This is a genomic window from Paenibacillus litoralis (genome assembly GCF_046244365.1).
Classification (GTDB): domain Bacteria; phylum Bacillota; class Bacilli; order Paenibacillales; family NBRC-103111; genus Paenibacillus_V.
The window spans coordinates 2,104,115-2,121,040 of record NZ_CP176395.1; the positions used below are offsets into that span (position 1 = coordinate 2,104,115).

Here is a 16,926-nt window from a genome sequence, read left to right on the forward strand (position 1 = left end):
CGAAAGGACGGAAGCTGTCGCCACGGGTAAATAGCCGAAAGCGGCAGCTGAAGGTCGACGCTGGAGGCGAAAGCTCGAAGGCCAAAGCTCGAAGCCCAAAGCTCGAAGGCCGATAGTGAAGCTAGGTTCATTATTAGTGAACCAAACTTCATTATTTTGGAGTAATGCGCCGTTTGGGAGCAATAGTGAACCAAACTTCACTATTAGTGAACTTCCCGCAATAAATAGCGAACATTTCTTCACTAACGCTTGTAAATGGCGTCGCAGCCAACTAAATAGTGAAGTTAGGTTCATTGTTAATGAACTTTGCCTCACTATTGACTATAATAGAAGTAAGTGTCGCTGTCCGGTTGAGATCTGTATTGTTGCAATGCCTCACTTCACGAGGTGGGGAAAAAGAATGAGGAGGGATTACGATGGCTAAGAAGATGCCCGAAATGGAAGAGTACAAATATGGCTTCCGCGATGAGCATAAGGCGATTTTTCAGTCCGGTAAAGGCTTGACGCCCGAAATCGTTACGGAAATCTCGCGCATGAAGAACGAGCCTCAATGGATGCTCGACTTCCGCTTGAAATCGCTGGAGCAGTTTTTCAAAATGCCGCTGCCAAGATGGGGCGGAGATCTTGACGATCTGGACTTCAACGACATTCAATACTATGTAAAGCCTTCCGAGAAGCAAGGTAAAACGTGGGAAGAAGTTCCTACGGAGATCAAGGAAACGTTCGATAAGCTCGGCATTCCGGAAGCGGAACAAAAGTTCCTGGCCGGCGTATCCGCGCAGTACGAATCCGAGGTTGTTTACCACAGCATGCAGAAGGAGCTCGAGGATCAAGGCGTTATTTTTACCGATACCGACAGCGCGCTTCGCGATCACCCGGAAATTTTCAAAAAGTTTTTCGGCACGATCGTTCCGCCGGCCGACAATAAGTTCGCCGCGCTGAACAGCGCCGTTTGGTCCGGAGGAAGCTTCATCTACGTGCCGAAAGGCGTAAAATGTGAAGTTCCGCTGCAAGCCTACTTCCGGATCAACTCCGAGAACATGGGACAATTCGAGCGTACGCTCATCATTGCCGACGAGGATAGCTTCGTGCACTACGTAGAAGGCTGTACCGCGCCGGTATACAGCACGAACTCGCTTCACAGCGCAGTCGTTGAGATCATCTGCCTCAAAAACGCCCGCGTTCGTTACACGACGATCCAGAACTGGGCGCCGAACATTTACAACCTTGTTACGAAGCGTGCGGTTGCCGAAGAAAACGCGACGATGGAATGGGTCGACGGCAACATCGGCTCCAAGCTGACGATGAAATATCCGGCAGTCGTGCTAAAAGGCCGCGGAGCGAAAGGCATGGTTCTTTCCATCGCGGTTGCGGGTAAAGGCCAGCACCAAGACGCGGGAGCGAAAATGCTTCATCTGGCTCCGGATACGACCTCGACGATCGTATCCAAGTCGATTTCCAAGCACGGCGGCAAAGTGACGTACCGCGGTCTCGCTTCGTTCGGACGCAACTCCGAAGGGTCGAAAGCGAACATCAAATGCGATACGCTCATCATGGATAACGAGTCGACGTCGGATACGATTCCGTACAACGAAATCATGAACGACAACATTACGCTCGAGCATGAAGCGACGGTATCCAAAGTATCCGAGGATCAGCTCTTCTACTTGATGAGCCGCGGTCTCAGCGAAGCGGAAGCGACGCAAATGATCGTCATGGGCTTCATCGAGCCGTTCACGAAAGAGCTGCCGATGGAATACGCAGTTGAAATGAACCGTTTGATCAAGTTTGAGATGGAAGGCTCTATCGGTTAATCGTTCAAGTAAGCTTTCCTGTTAAATAAGTAACTCTCATGGAATCCGTATATTTTTATACGGGTTCTTTTTTATTTCTCGCTTCTTTCTTACTGATGGTGTCGGAAAGAACCATAACCGAAGCTGCAAGCCGTCCTACGGATCTAAAAAACAACTCGAAGAAAATACCAGTTGTGAAGGTTAAGTGTCGAGGAAAGGGACAGAAACGGCCGGTTGCTCGGTTCTGCGTATAACTTTGCCGTACCGTTAAGGGAATCATTGACTTCCGCTACGGAGAGCTTCTTGCTTACGTACTCCCTATGCAATAAACGAGGAGCTTAATGAACCGGATAGCGGCTTTGATTGCCAATGTACGCGTAGCAGACGGTATTAGGGGTATTTTGGATGCTAGTCATGGCAGCTGCCTCTTGATTCTGACAGGTCTACTGCCGAGAGGATCTCTTTTCGGTTCATAAGCGCCCGGCCGCGAAAATCAAAGCCTTTATAGCGCAGGACATCAAATACCAGGAAATTGCCATTTCGAAATCAATCGCGCCCGTTTGCGGATCGGTACATGCGACTTCACCGTCACATTGCAGGCTACGAACTACTATTCGCGCTTCAAAGCCGCAACCGCACACACCAACAATCATTATCTACAAACCTAAGTGGAAGGTGTGACGGGCAGCATGAAGGTGAGCAAACGAAGGAGCTTCGAAGGTATAGGCTGGTTTAGATAACGTTCTTGAATATGATGATGAAGGGGTTACGCAGAAATTTTTCAACTGCCCTACCCAAACGAAACTACGCCATGCATTGATTTTGAGCGCCAAGGAACAGAACTTGTTTCGGGCTCCATAACATTAGAGGAGGCATTGGTTTGTCGACGTCTCGGGCCGGTCACGCCAGCCTTTACATCTTCATTTCGCAACCGGCGTCATAGAGCGGCTACTGCTTGCCGCTGCTGGTCAAAGGCATTAAGCCGGCCATATTCTATATTCCGTCCATGCTGCTCGTCATCTCGATCTGCTTGATGGCAGGGGTGCTGCTTGCCGAAGCCCGTCGGAGCAAGGGAGCTTCCTGGGCGTGAAGCATCATCCGCCGGCGGCTACCGGCAGCTTTTATGGCAGACCCGCCGCGTGCTCGCCGGTCAGACGCCGTTTCCGGTACTCTCCGGGGGAGTATCCGGTGCTTTTTTTGAACATGCGATTGAACGAAGTGATATTCCGGTAGCCGACCGTCGAACCGATCTCCTGTATGTTAAGGTTCGAGCCGGTCAGCAGTTCGACGGCTTTGCGAATCCGGATATCGTTGAGATGGTCGCTGAAGTTGCGTCCCGTCTTCTCTTTGATATAAACCGACAGGTAGGCGCTGGTTAGATTAAGCGCCTCGGCCGTCGCATCGAGTGAAATATCCTCTCCGTACCGCGTATTGAGCGTCTCCATCACGAAGGTGATCACGGAGTCGCCTTCTTCCTTTCTCTCCAAAATCATCGCCGAAACTTGCCACAAGAGCGCCACGAAGCTTTCCTTATACTCTTCGATCGTACAGCATTCCTTTACCTGCCGGACAAGCGGCTTGAGCGTCCAGGATACGCTTTTCGGAATTTTGTACATCTCCATGAACTGCCAGACCTTCCATGCGATCGAGTCGGCGAACCAGGCAAACTGGCTGACACTCGCCTCACGGGCGAGCATCTCTTCGAGAAAACGGTGGACGAGCGCGATCGCTCCCCCGGAATCTCCTGCTTGCATATAAGCGTTCAACTGCTGGTCCCGGTCGGGATCGAGCGTGAATGTGGACGTCAATGCGCGGCTCTCCAGCAGGATTTGCGTCCGCTCTTCCAGCTTCGCCTGCTGCACGAGCTCCAGAACTTGCCGGTAAGCGTAGTTCATCTGGGTCGAGTGCTCGAACAGAGCGCTTACAGTGACCGTCACGATACAGCGGGATCTGTTCGCGTCGAACGATTCGCCGAGCCGCTCCAGAAGCGGCATCAGAGCAAGACGGTCCGCGTCCCGGATGACGGTACAGATCTGCACCGTCTCCATCTGGAAAGTATGAGCGTTCCAATCTCGGTCGGCGAACATGCGGTCGATCGATTCGATGATGAGTTGGGTCAGATGATCCTGCTGCCACGGGGACTGCTCGGACTCTCGCAAGGACGTCCGGAAGCGGAGATTGAACAATACTAGCACGAAGTTGGTCGCGTCCTCCGCGCCGCGTTCCGTGGAACCGTTCAGTCCGTGGTTAATGCTTTTCAGTTGATCGATGTATCGGTAGCGGGCCAGCAACGATTCCTTGGTGGACAGCTTGCGTTCAACGTCGCCTTTTGCGCTAAGCAGATCGGCAATTTTGTTCTGAATAAAAGCGAATTCGGCAAACCGGCCGGCTTGGCCGGTCAAGCGGTCCTCGGCGAGCGAATCCAGAAAATCCTGAACGGGGCGGCGTATCCGCCGCTGATAATACGCCAGTCCTGCCGCACAGACACCGAGTGAGAGGGTGAACAGCATGCCGATGAAGACCGTTAGCCGCCGCGCCTGACCGTAGAGATGCCCTGCGGAGGCGACCGTCATGTAGATCATGCCCTTCTCGTCGCGATGGCGGAAGTAGTAATAGTCGCCGGCGCGCATGTACGGTTCATCGCCTTCGAACTCGGGCAGTTCGCTGGGGGTGTCCATGACGAGATCAGGGCTGCTTCGGTACAAAACCTCCCCGGAATCGTCCATCAGAATAAACGTCTGCTTCGTATTGCCGCCGAAGTAAGCATCGTGCATTTTCCCGATGTCAAGAAAAGCCGCGATCATTTCGCTTCGTCCTGGCTTCTTGTACGTAATGGGGAGCAGCTCTTTCCCATAATCGGGATAAGGAGCGGAGCCGAAAGAAACGGCGGGCAAAAACGTGAAATTGGCTGCACTCTCGGCGAATTTGTGCCAATAATCGTAGCCGTAACGTTCACCGACCGGATACACCTCGCTCCAGAACAACCGGACAGGGCTTGTTCCGCCTTTGTCCAGCGCCATGTCGTCCCGGTTCAGATTTAACTGAACCACAAGGTTGTCCACATACATGCGCGGATCGGACGTTTCGTCACGAAGCGCCGATAGGAGATTTTTGGCGGCCGAGTAGTCGCGTTTCTCCGTCGCCGACTGGGCCATTTGAGCGCGGAATGACGAGAGATCGGGCCGCTCGTACGTCTTGAGAAGCAGCATTTTTACTTGTTGGAATAGCGCATGGTAGCGTTCAGCGGCGTTGCTCAGCATCTGTTGATTGCCCCGCACGAGCTCGTCCGTGTAAGCGGTCCGGAACAGAGAGAAAGCGAGCCAGGTTAATGACGAAAAAATTACGATAACGGCGGTGAAGCCGATGAGGAATAGCTTGAGCAGCGAAGGAAAGGTTTGGTTGTCTCGTTTCATGTCGGATCCTCTGTCGTTGGAATGTAGTCCCCTCTATTGTACATGAAGGAGCCGTCCCGCAGACAGTATACGGCTTTTTTGATTCTTGCCATTTTTTTTGATTCCGGGCCAAGGGCCAGAAACAAAACAAATGTCAATGGATGCGCGGAGGCTTGGCCGATATGATGGGGCGGAAAGGCTGGATTGACTTGGGAGCGAGGAAGGTGAGGGCTGAGGACCGATAAAAATGTTCCGAATTTCATCGGAGTCCCCCGCGTGCGATAATTCTCCGTTTACATTGCCGTGCTACGATCGTACAAGGCCCGTTCTGAGGATAGGCATTTTGCGTCGTCGGGCGAGGACCGGCAAGGGGGCTACCGGTTTGCGAAAGAAACGGAATACGCGAAAAAAACTTCTATATGGATGGATCGCGCTGACGGCCGTCATCCTGCTGCTTGCCGCATGCAGCGATAAGCATGAGGAAGCGGGGATGGCGATTGAAACGGAGACAAGCATGCCGATCGCCCGGGAGCCGCTCAAGCTGCGTTTTTTTACCGGGAAATCAGATTCCAACGGCGACCGTTTCGAGCAGACGATGGTTTGGCGCGAATATGCGCGGATGACGGGCATGGAGGTCGAGTTTGACCTTGTGCCTTTCGCTCTGCTCGCGGAACGCAAGAAGCTGATGCTCGCCGAGGGCGATTATCCGGATGCCTTTTACTCTGCCCGGCTGTCCCGAGACGAGCTTGAGCAGTACGCGAAGGCGGGCATCCTGCTGCCGCTCGATCCGCTGCTAGACCGGTACGCGCCGAACTTCAAACGGCTTCTGGACGAACGGCCGGAGCTGCGCGGGGCTTTAACGATGCCGGACGGTCACATCTATTCGTTCCCGTCGTATTACGACCCGGCGTTCGTGTCGATGCTCATCGGCACGCCGCTGTGGATTAACCGCGACTGGCTGGATCGGCTCGGACTCCCGGAGCCGCGCACGACCGAGGAGTTGCACCGTTACTTGCGCGAAGTGAAGGACGGGGATCCGAACGGCAACGGTTTGGCCGATGAGATTCCTTATTCAGGCGCGGGCTACGGCGTGCTGCTCGACCAGCTCAAGGGCGCTTGGGGGCTCGGCAACCGGGGGCTGGGCCATAAATACGTGGATGCGGACCCCGATACGGGCGAACTGAGGTTCATCAAAACCGACCCGAAATATAAGTCGTTGCTGGCTTACGTCCGTCGGCTGTACGCCGAGGAACTGATCGACAAGGAATCTCTTACGATAAACACGAAAGCTCTCTATGCCAAGGGAGAATCCGGCGTACTGGGAGCGACGATCGTACCGAATCCGGAGGCTCAGATGAACCGCCAGGAGTATGTCGGTCTCGGCGCGCTGGTCGGACCGGACGGCGACCGGCTCTATTCGCACATCAAGGTGCCGATGGTGCATATCGGCGCTTTTGCGGTAACGCGGACGAACCCGGCTCCGGAAGCGACGGTGCGCTGGATGGATTATTTTTTCGGCGAGGAAGGCGCAACATTCTTTTTCTTGGGACGCAAAGGCGAGACCTATATGGAGAACGAATCGAGTCAGTTCGAATACGTCAAGGAGCTGACCCGCCATCAGCACGGACTCAGCCTGGATCAGGCGCTTAGCCGGTATTTCACATGGCTCGGCGGGAGCTACCCCGGATACGTGCGCGAGCGCTACTTCCGGGGGTCGGAATCGCTGCCCGGCGCGCTCGCTGCAGCGGACAAGGCGAAGCCTTACGCGGTACCGGAGATCTGGTACCCGTTTCCGTTCTCCCCGGAGGAAGTACGGGTGATGGACGGTATCGGACGCGATATTCAGACTTATGTGAACGACATGGAAAACAAATTCATTACGGGAGCCGTCTCTCTCGACCGGTGGGATGAATATGTTGCCACGGTGCGCGGCAAAGGGCTGGATGCTTACATGAAGGCGTATGCGTCCGCATATGCTCGCTACAAAGCGGGAGGGGAAACGGCGAGCCCGTAATCGCAAAGGATGGAGAAAGATTGAACAAACGCATACGCAAATGGATGGCAGGCTGTCTGGTGGCTGCCGTGGCATGGACTGCGGCGGGACCGGCCATGCCGCCGGTTCGCGCAGCGGAATTGCCGCCCGGCGCCACAAGCGCGCCGGCATATCCGCAGCTCATGATTACGGAGATTGTCTTCAATTCGAAGCAAGCTCCGGTTAACACAGGCTCAGAAAGCTACGAGTACGTGGAAGTCTACAACAACGGAGATACGCCCGTCGATCTGAAGGATTACCGTCTGATCTACGGATATTGGAACAACGTGACGCCCGTGCCGATCGACATCACGCAAAGCTATGTGCTGCAACCGAAGCAGACGGCGGTGCTGTGGAACTACGTCCTCGGCAACAGCGATACGCTCGAGAACTTCAACTCGACTTACGGAACCTCGTTTACGAACGAGACGCTTGTGACGGTTAATCCGGGCTACGGTTTTATCAACACGGGCGGACGCGAGATCTCGATCGCGGCCGACAATGGGACTGTGTTGTCGTCGGCGCGTTACAACGACGCGAACGGCTATAACAAGGACGACAGCTCGGACAGCAAGGACCATACGGGTGTCGTCTATCAGTACGATCCTGCAGGCGGTACGCGCATGGTGAAGATGGCGAGCAAGCAGGCGCCGACGCCGGGAGTTCTCCTCCCGAACCAGGTGCCGGCCGCACCGCCGGCGCCGAGCGTCAATCTCGCGCCGACGATCTCGCATACGCCGGCGGGCACCGCGACGCAGCCGCGCGACGTAACGGTTACGGCGGCGGTCTACGACGATACGGGCACGACGTCGGTTAAGCTGCACTATAAAGCGGCGGAAGCCGCCGAATACACCGTCGTCGAAATGACGTACGGCACCGATGTCGCCGGCACCCGCGATTATTCGGGGGTTATTCCGAAGTCGGCAATGGCCGGCACGGGCGCGATCCGGTATTACCTGGAAGCGACGGACGGCACTCACGTCACGCGTCATCCGGAGCAAGCGGATCAGACGCATACGCATCAAGTGCTTCAGGGCGGCGGAAAGGGTCCGTACCTTCAGGTAACCGAGATCGTGTTTAACGCCAAAAATGCCCCGGGAGCGGCGGCCGAGAGCTTCGAGTTCGTCGAGCTGTATAACGCCGGCAACCGGCCGATTCCGCTGGGCGAATACAAGCTGCTTTACGGGTATTTCAACTCGACGCCCCCCGTGCCGCTCGATCTCGTGACCGACAAAGTGCTGCAGCCGGGCGAAACCGCCGTGGTGTGGAACTGGGTCGAGCTGGGGAGCGGGACGCTGGACAATTTTAACGCCAACTACGGTACGTCCTTGAAGGAATCCGACGTTATCCGCTACATGCCGGCCTACAACTTCGCCAATACGGGCGGACGGAATATCTCGGTGGCGACGGATACGGGCACGATCGTCTCCACGGCGATCTATAACAATGACAACGGCTATGACGCGGCCGACCAGAGCGATAACCTCGACCATCGGAGCAACGTATATAAGGCCGCTCTGGACGGTTCCCCGACGATGGTCAAATTCGCCAAGAAGGTGACGGCGACGCCGGGTCAACTGCTGCCTGAGCAAGTTGCAGGCCTGCCGATGGAGCTGCCCGAGGACTTCCTGCCGCCGACGATCTCGCATTCGCAGCCGTTTGCTTCGACGCAGCCTAAGGACGTTGCGCTGGAGATTCGGGTTCGCGACGATCAGCGGGTGACCGGGGCGAAGCTCTACTACAAGAAGGCGGAGCAGTCCGCATACACGTCCGTCGACATGACGGCCGGCGCGGGCGGCGTCTACACCGGGGTGATTCCGGCGGCCGCTTTCATGGGCTCGGCGAAGGTGCAATATTATTTCGAAGCGAGCGACGGGTTCCATACGGTTCGGAATCCGAACGATGCGGCGGCGATCTATGAGATGCTCGTCTATACGACGGAGCCGAAAAATATTCCGCCGATCCTGATTACGGAGCTGCTGCCCGACAGCAAGGGCGCGGACGCTTATGAGTTCGTCGAAGTGTACAACAATACGGATCGCACGATCAATTTGGAAGATTACCAGCTTGTGTTCGAATCCCGGTACGGGGCAACGACGAGCTGGGATATTACAAACGACTTGCTTCTCGGTCCCGGTCAGACGGGCGTTATCTGGGTACAATCTGCGGCAAGCAAAGGGAAGCCGGTCAGCGAATTCAACAAGCACTTCGGTACGAGCCTGACGGATTCGCAGGTCGTGTCGCTCGTCTCGATGGGGATGCCCAATGCAGACGAGGGGCGTATTCATATCGCCAAGGACGCCGCTTATCCGGTGCATCATATGGGCGACGTCATCGCGCAGGCATGGTTCAGCGTCGAGCAGGACGAAGCGTCGGACGACGGCAAGTCGGTCGTCTACGAGTATCCGAAGGACGGCACGTCCCGTATGCTGAAGCGGGCGTACGGCCAGACGGCGACGCCTGGCGCGCTTATTCCGGGACAAGTGCCTCCGGAACGGGAGAAAGTCGCGGCGGATACGGCGAAGCCGACGATCGCGCATGTGCCGGCGACGGAGCCGCAGCCGCGCGCAGATCTGCAGATAGAGACGGCTGCAGCCGACGAGACGTCTGTGCATCAAGTCATGCTGCATTATAAGCCGGAGGGAACGGCGGCGTACATGCAGCTGCAAATGATTCGAAACGCCGAAGGACGTTATGTTTCCAACAAGGCGGTGTGGCAAAATTTCCCGAACGCCGCTTACGTAGATTACTATATCACGGCGTCGGACGGTACGAACGAGACCTCTACGCTGGAGATGACGGGGGGCGCGCCTTACCGGTTGACGTACGTTCCTAACGACAACGGACCGGTATGGCTCGACCTGCAGCACAATCAATTCCTGCGGGGCGAAGCGGTTATCGGGGCCAGCAGCCGGACAGGCGGGCAGGCGATCGAGCTGACGATGGACGGAGCAGCGCAATCGACGGCTCCTTCGCTCCAAGCATTTCTGATGTTCGAGGCGAATGACATGCAGAAATCGTTCAAGAACGGACTGTTCGTGAACGGCCAGTTGGCCGGTCTGCTGCCCGACGGCCAGAACTTCGAGCCGAAAGTCGTTGAAATTCCGTCGCACCTGCTGAAGCCGGGCGATAATATCATCGAGCTGACTGTCGGCAACGGCGTCGGTCCGACCGAGCAAGAGGGCAACAATGACGATTACACGGTGCAGAACGTCTATGTTATGCCGTGGAACGGCGTCAAGCAGCCGGTCTTGTCGGCACGCGTCCTGAACGCGAACGGCACGTATACGAATATCGCCGTGCCGGACGGCCCGATCGCGCTCGGAGACGGCAACGCGACAGACGCGACCGCCAAGCAGCGGGTCGAGTATGTCGTCCATATTCCGGCGGACGCGTTCCGCAGCGTTCATCACAAGCTGGATACGACGAAGGTCGCGGACGGCATTCATACGTTCGAGGCCAAGCTGGCGAGCGGCGAGAAGGCGTCCGTGAGCGTGATCGTGGACAACACGGCGCCTGTAATCGGCGACCTGCCGGTGGCGGAAGGCCAAACGGTGCGCGGTAAGGTTGAATTTACTGCTGCAGCCGTAACGGACGCCGTTTCCGGCATCGCTGCCGCCGAGGCGTGGCTGGACGGCGAACCTGTCGCTCTGCCGGCTGCCTTCAAGGCTGCCGATCTGGGACCGGGCTCGCATACGTTCAAGCTGCGGGCGGTCGACGGAGCGGGCAACGAAACGGTACGCGAAGTGAACTTCCTCGTAGGCGAGGAGCATCCTGGCAAGCCTTCCGTGGAGAAGCCGGCTTCGGGAACGACCGGTGTCGACAAGGGCAACGCGGAGCTGAGCATCAAGCTGACGGACCCGAACGGCGACCCGATGGATGTGACCTTCTATCAGGCATACCAATATGATTTTAGCGGATCGGATGAGAAAAAAGGCTTCGCGAACACGACGGACCGCGAACCTCCGCTGGAGCTTGTGCCTAACGGCGAGACGGGCTTCGGACCGGAAGCGATCGATGCCATGAAAGCCGATGACGGCGCATACTATGTTACCAACTCGGACGAGCAGTTCCCTTACCACCGCTTCGACTTCAAACTGACGCGCGAGCTTAATGCCGAAGATGAGGTAGAGATCGTTTGGGAAGGACATTCGCTGCCCGATCGTCAAGTTACGTTATATACGTGGAATCACAACACGCTTCGCTGGGAGCCGGGCGCACGCGGCATGGGTGCGGAAGACTTCACACTGAAGGCAAGCGTGAATGCGGGCGACATGGTGCGCAACCAGACGGTTAACGTGCTGGTGCAGGATTTGGTGCCGTCGCCGGAGGAGACCGACTTCACGTTCGCGTGGGTCAGCGATACGCAATATTATGCGGATTCATACCCGCAAATCTACAAATCGATGATGCAATATATCGTCGACGAGAAAGACAAACAGGACATTATTTATTCAATTCATACGGGTGACATCGTTGACGATTGGGATCGTCCGGATGAATGGGCGGTCGCGAACGAGAGCATGAAGCTGCTCGATGATGCGGGCATGAACTACGGTATCGTTGCTGGCAACCATGACGTAAATCATGCTGCCGCGGACTACGCCGAGTACTACAAATATTTCGGACGCGACCGGTTCGAGAAGCAGCCGACGTACGGCGGCGATCTGGCCAACAACCGCGACCACTACGACCTCGTGTCGGCCAAAGGGCATGACTTCCTGATCATGTATCTCGGCTGGAGCGTGAAGGAAGAGACGATTCGCTGGGCCAATGAGGTGCTGAAGCAGTACCCGGACCGGTACGCGATCATCGCGACGCACGAGTACATTACCCCGACAGGCAAGTACAACGGGGATGGAGAAAAAATTTGGACGGATATCGTCGCGCCGAACAAAAACGTGTTTATGGTGCTCTGCGGCCATCACCACGGGGTAGCTTACCAGGTGAAGCACGCGCCGGACGGACGAACGGTCGTCGAGATGCTGGCGGACTATCAGTCCGGCCGCGAAGGCGGCGGCGGCTATATTCGCATGCTGAAGTTCAATCTTGACGAGAGCAAGATTCATGTCGAGACGTATTCGCCGTACAAGAACGATCACAACTATTTTGACGAGCCGGGCATCGACGAGTTCGACATCCCGATTCAGCTGAAGCCGGTCGGCAAGCGGGTCGCCACCGATTATATCGGGGTGAATGTGTATACGAAGCGGGAGATCGGCAAGCGGGAAGGCGTCGCAAGCGGCGAGACGGCTTCCGTCAAGTGGAACGGGCTGTTCGCCGGCCAGACGTACTACTGGTACGCCGTCATGAAGGACGCGTTCGGCGGCGTCACCCGTTCGGATGTCTGGAGGTTCGGCACAAAGGCGGAGGATTCGAACGGCGGTGGCAATGGAAACGGCAATGGAAATGGAAACGGCAACGGCAACGGCAACGGCAACGGCAACGGCAATGGCAATGGCAATGGCGGCACCACGGGGCCGGGAGTGCCATCCAAGCCTCAAACGCCGGAAGGAACGATGGAAATCGATCCTGGCAAGCTGAAGGATGAGGACGGTGACGGCCGCATCGAGATCGAACTCGCGAAGGACGCAAATAGCGTCGTACTATCGGCCGAAGCGCTTAAGAAGCTGGCTGAAGGTTCGGCGGCGGTCATTCGCGGCAGAGGCGGCGAGATTACGCTGACGAAGGAGACGCTTGCGAAGCTGCAGGCGGGGCTAAAGCCGGACGACCGGCTATACGTGGCGGCCATGGAGCCGAAGAGTCAAGCTGTTTCCGAGGCGCTGCGGAAGTTCGAGCAAGTTCGTGACGCGCGGCTGAAGCCGGCCGGCGGTTCGATGGAGCTGGCGGTCAGCGTAATGGACGCGGCAGGAAAGCTCGGCAGTTCGGTCAAACTAGAATCGACCGTGACGATTTCGCTGGTTGGCGGCGTTGTGCGTAATCCACGGCTGGCATCCGTTTACTTGATCAAGCCGGATGGAGAAGCGTCGCGCGTGGACAGCGTCTTGAAGGACGGCGTATGGACGGCGAATGCGAACGGACCGGGAACGTATGCGGTGCTTGAGTACAACAAGCCGTATGCCGATTTGTCCGACCGCCACTGGGCGTATGACGTCGTGCAGGAGCTGTCGCTGGATGGCGTCGTAGAGGGGACGGAGAGCGGCCGGTTCAGTCCGGAGCAAGCGACTACCCGCGCCGAGTTTGTGACGTTGGTTGTACGCACGTTCGGGCTGAAGGGCGACAAGGACGGCAAGGACGGCCGATGGACCGATGTGTCCAAGGACAGCTGGTATGCGGAGTACGTAGCCGCTGCTGTGGCATCGGGTCTCATCGAGGGAACCGGCGAAGGCGTATTTGCGCCGGATCGGACGATTTCCCGCGAGGAAATGGCCGTAATTCTTGTCCGCGCCTACACGAAATTGTTCGGAGCGCTGCCGGACGGCCAATCGAAGGATACGACATTCTCGGACGAATCGTCGTTCAGCGGATGGGCGCGCGATGCGATCGCCAAGGCGGCTAAACTCGGTCTTTTGGAAGGACGCGAAGACAACCGGTTCGTACCGGGCGTATCCGCGACTCGCGCAGAGAGCGCTCAGGTGCTCTATCGCATGCGCAGCAATCAGCAGAAGCCGTAAAACCGTTAGGCGACGATTTGCAGATCTGCGGGAGGGCCGGAGACGGCTCTCCCATTTTTGTGAAAGCGGCTGGCTTTCATTCATTTCTTTACGGATAGGGGCAGGAGCAAGAACATGATTACTACCATATGGCGCCACGGTTTTGCAGTTCTGTTGGCCTTCCTCCTCCTTTGGCCGTTCGGAGCAGATAAGGCCGAAGCCCATCTGTCGACAATCGGTTACTCCGACATCACGATCCGCGACCGCGATATCCGGTATGAGCTTTTTCTGGATCCGCAGGAGGTCGGTCAGTGGATCGACAGCCGATCCGGGCAAAGGGTGTTCGTCATCGATCCGAAGGCATCGCAGCGGAAAGAGGGCGAGACCGGCTGGAAGAAGGAAGAGATCGAGCGTCTGGTTGGCGAGGGTCTGACGGTCAAGAACGGCGATTTCGCAGCAAAGCCCGATGTTAGTGACGTTTCGGTCCGGCAGCGGGGAGACCGACAATTCGTGCGAATGGAGCTCAGCTACAAGTTCCCTGCCGAAGTGGATGCCTACTCGATCAGCTATGACCTTTTTTTCGACGGGCTTGATCCGCAGCATCAGAATTTCGCCAAAATTCGAACGGAAGCAGGGACGATCGACACGGTATTCCATAAAAATAACCGGCTGGCTGCGGACAAGGTGGAAGGGACGGCGCCAAATATGACAAACGTAGAGGTACCGAGCTGGCTCGCCACGCTACTTGAATATCTATGGGTGGGCATGCAGCACATTTGGACGGGCTACGATCATTTGCTGTTTCTATGCGCACTGATCATACTGCCTCAACGCAAGAGAGAATACCTAGCTACGCTGACCGCATTCACCGTCGGCCACAGCGTTACGATCATACTGTCGGCGCTTCGAATCGTCGTCGTGCCGGCAGCCGTCGTGGAACCGCTGATTGCACTGTCGATCGTTTACGTGGCTGTGGAAAATATTTGGATGAAGCAACTGAGATGGAGATGGACGCTTGCGCTCGGTTTTGGTCTTATACACGGGCTGGGCTTCGCCCAAATATTGCGCGACGCTACGGTCGAGCGGTTCGTACTTGCACTATTCTCGTTCAATGTGGGCGTCGAGATCGGACAGATCGCCGTTCTGGCCGTGCTGCTGCCGGTGTTGCTGCTAGCCGCGCGGTGGAAGCAATACCGCATGATGGCTTATGCCATCTCTGGTCTGATCGTAATGATAGGAGGGATATGGTTTGTACAACGGGTTTTCTTATGACCCGGAACGGAATTAAAATGGAACAGGGAGAATGCTGGCAAATTTCCGGCATGCTCCCTGATGAAGAAAAGGTTGGGAAACATTATGAAAAGTGACTTGCTTAAAATCCGTCTATATAATGAAGAAACAAATAAAATGATGCAGTGTGAAAGCTGAAAATGATCAAGTTCGAAATGGAAGGCTCTATCGGCTAACTCTTGCGCCACAAGGGTTTCCGGCTTCGAAAAATAGATTGCTTCAAATCGTCATCTTCGATTTTCTTGGTGACGTACCAATACGTGTCCGTTGTGACTTTCACGCTTGCGTGTTCAGTCTCTCGGGCACGTATTTTTTTGTGCCGGTTTCGAGGCATGATTGCAAATCGGCTCCGAGTTCGTGACTACGGGAGAACGGGTACTCGGCGGCCGTGCAGCCGGACTTGCTGACGGAGTCTCTGCTAATGGGGAAGGCATACAATGCAGACCAACTCGACTGGAATTGGATGCAGAAGATCGTCGACCAAGACGATGACCGCTGCGGAACACGCCTCCTGAATACGGTGTTAGACGGTCGGATCGATCGGAAACTAGACGTATAATGAAATCCCCCCCCCATCAAAGGCTAGTGGGGGTTTTGTTTTCACTTTCCTTCAGGATTATTTTTTAGACCAATATTTTCTGACTATGTAAAATAGAAAAACAATAATCAAAATTAGTATTCCTAAGTTTATAAAGGGCCATAGCATCAAGAGCAGTTTTATTGTTTTCATCTCCTTATCATAAATAACAGTTTATAAAAAAAGGATATTTCATACAATTTTAACTTATCGAGGATTCTGCGGCAAACCTGCTACTCTTACCCGGAATCCGCCGGGAATTTATGGTATTCATGTCAAGCGCGATTTGGTAGAATGGTGCCATAGCTACTGCTAAATTGACAGCGTGAGGATGGAGAGCTAAGTTGGGTCAGATCTCTAGCTTCAAAAGGAAGGGATGGCAATCATGAAAAGCTTGCTTTGGCCGGAAGGGGCGCCTTTCGCACAGGGGAACGGAACGGAAGATTGCCCCGCCATAACGCCATACTTAATTGACTCGAAGGAGCCTGCTCCGGCTATTGCCGTGTTTCCGGGTGGCGGATACGGCGGCAGGGCACATGGAGAAGGAGAGCCGATCGCCCAATGGCTGAATACGATCGGAATTTCGGCGTTTGTCATCGATTATCGGGTGGCTCCGTACAGGCATCCGTGTCCGCTGCTCGATGCTCAGCGAGCGATTCGTACGATACGCAGCAAAGCGAAGGAATGGAATGTTGACACGAACCGTGTCGGGGCGCTGGGCTTCTCCGCCGGCGGCCACCTTGTCTCTACGCTCGGGACGCAATACGACGCTGGAGATGCCGATGCAGCCGATCCGATCGAGCGCGAGAGCTGCAAACCGGATGTGCTGGTGCTCTGCTATCCGGTCATTACTTTCGGCGAGAAAGGTCACAGCGGCTCAAAGCGCAATTTGCTCGGCGAGCAGCCGGACGAGCAGCTGGTGAAGGCGCTGTCCAACGAAAACAACGTCACCGGCCAAACGCCGAAAACGTTTCTATGGCACACGGCCAATGACGAAGCCGTTCCCGTTGAAAACAGCTTGCTATTCGCGCAGGCGCTGTCGGCGAACAATGTGCCGTTTGCTCTCCACGTTTACCCATACGGGCGCCATGGCATGAGGCTGGCTGAGGATGACGAGCAAGTTCGGCTGTGGCTTAAATCTTGCGAGCTGTGGCTGCGCGACGAAGGCTTCTAGGCTGTAACGCGAAAGCACGAAAAGCACTAAATCACTGAAAGCCGCTCTATGCAG

8 protein-coding genes are annotated in these 16,926 nt (G+C 55.8%); 7 read left to right on the plus strand and 1 reads right to left on the minus strand.

Annotated features, from left to right (window positions below; translation table 11 throughout):
- Positions 1-416 precede the first annotated feature (416 nt).
- Positions 417-1,814: a Fe-S cluster assembly protein SufB gene (gene sufB, locus ACKGJP_RS08560; protein ID WP_409345241.1), complete on the plus strand. Its 1,398-nt coding sequence runs from the start codon at positions 417-419 to the stop codon at positions 1,812-1,814.
- A 934-nt stretch (positions 1,815-2,748) separates the two neighbouring features.
- Positions 2,749-2,883: a hypothetical protein gene (locus tag ACKGJP_RS08565; RefSeq protein WP_409345242.1), complete on the plus strand. Its 135-nt coding sequence runs from the start codon at positions 2,749-2,751 to the stop codon at positions 2,881-2,883.
- Positions 2,884-2,914: 31 nt separating this feature from the next.
- On the opposite strand, the gene ACKGJP_RS08570 is transcribed toward ACKGJP_RS08565, so the two are convergent.
- Positions 2,915-5,206, minus strand: a complete 2,292-nt coding sequence (locus ACKGJP_RS08570; protein WP_409345243.1) for a helix-turn-helix domain-containing protein — start codon at positions 5,204-5,206, stop codon at positions 2,915-2,917.
- Positions 5,207-5,567: 361 nt separating this feature from the next.
- Here ACKGJP_RS08570 and ACKGJP_RS08575 point away from each other — a divergent pair, with 361 nt between their 5' ends.
- The 5 genes from ACKGJP_RS08575 (at position 5,568) to ACKGJP_RS08595 (ending at position 16,872) form a co-directional block, all read left to right on the plus strand.
- The gene (locus tag ACKGJP_RS08575) at positions 5,568-7,199 is read left to right on the plus strand and encodes an extracellular solute-binding protein (protein ID WP_409345244.1); all 1,632 of its coding nucleotides are present in this window, start codon (positions 5,568-5,570) and stop codon (positions 7,197-7,199) included.
- Positions 7,200-7,219: 20 nt separating this feature from the next.
- Positions 7,220-13,852, plus strand: a complete 6,633-nt coding sequence (locus ACKGJP_RS08580) for a lamin tail domain-containing protein (RefSeq protein WP_409345245.1) — start codon at positions 7,220-7,222, stop codon at positions 13,850-13,852.
- A gap of 114 nt (positions 13,853-13,966) precedes the next feature.
- Positions 13,967-15,103 (plus strand): HupE/UreJ family protein, encoded by a 1,137-nt coding sequence (locus ACKGJP_RS08585; protein ID WP_409345246.1) that lies wholly within the window; start codon positions 13,967-13,969, stop codon positions 15,101-15,103.
- A 439-nt stretch (positions 15,104-15,542) separates the two neighbouring features.
- Positions 15,543-15,680: a hypothetical protein gene (locus ACKGJP_RS08590; RefSeq protein ID WP_409345247.1), complete on the plus strand. Its 138-nt coding sequence runs from the start codon at positions 15,543-15,545 to the stop codon at positions 15,678-15,680.
- 403 nt (positions 15,681-16,083) lie between these two features.
- The gene (locus ACKGJP_RS08595; RefSeq protein WP_409345248.1) at positions 16,084-16,872 is read left to right on the plus strand and encodes an alpha/beta hydrolase; all 789 of its coding nucleotides are present in this window, start codon (positions 16,084-16,086) and stop codon (positions 16,870-16,872) included.
- The last annotated feature ends 54 nt before the right edge of the window (positions 16,873-16,926 follow it).

Bases quoted from the DNA above. Each gene is read 5' to 3' on its own strand.
- sufB (WP_409345241.1), top strand. From the start codon at position 417: ATGGCTAAGAAGATGCCCGAAATGGAAGAGTACAAATATGGCTTCCGC.
- ACKGJP_RS08570 (WP_409345243.1), bottom strand. From the start codon at position 5,206: ATGAAACGAGACAACCAAACCTTTCCTTCGCTGCTCAAGCTATTCCTC.
- ACKGJP_RS08590 (WP_409345247.1), top strand. From the start codon at position 15,543: ATGGGGAAGGCATACAATGCAGACCAACTCGACTGGAATTGGATGCAG.
- ACKGJP_RS08585 (WP_409345246.1), top strand. From the start codon at position 13,967: ATGATTACTACCATATGGCGCCACGGTTTTGCAGTTCTGTTGGCCTTC.
- ACKGJP_RS08595 (WP_409345248.1), top strand. From the start codon at position 16,084: ATGAAAAGCTTGCTTTGGCCGGAAGGGGCGCCTTTCGCACAGGGGAAC.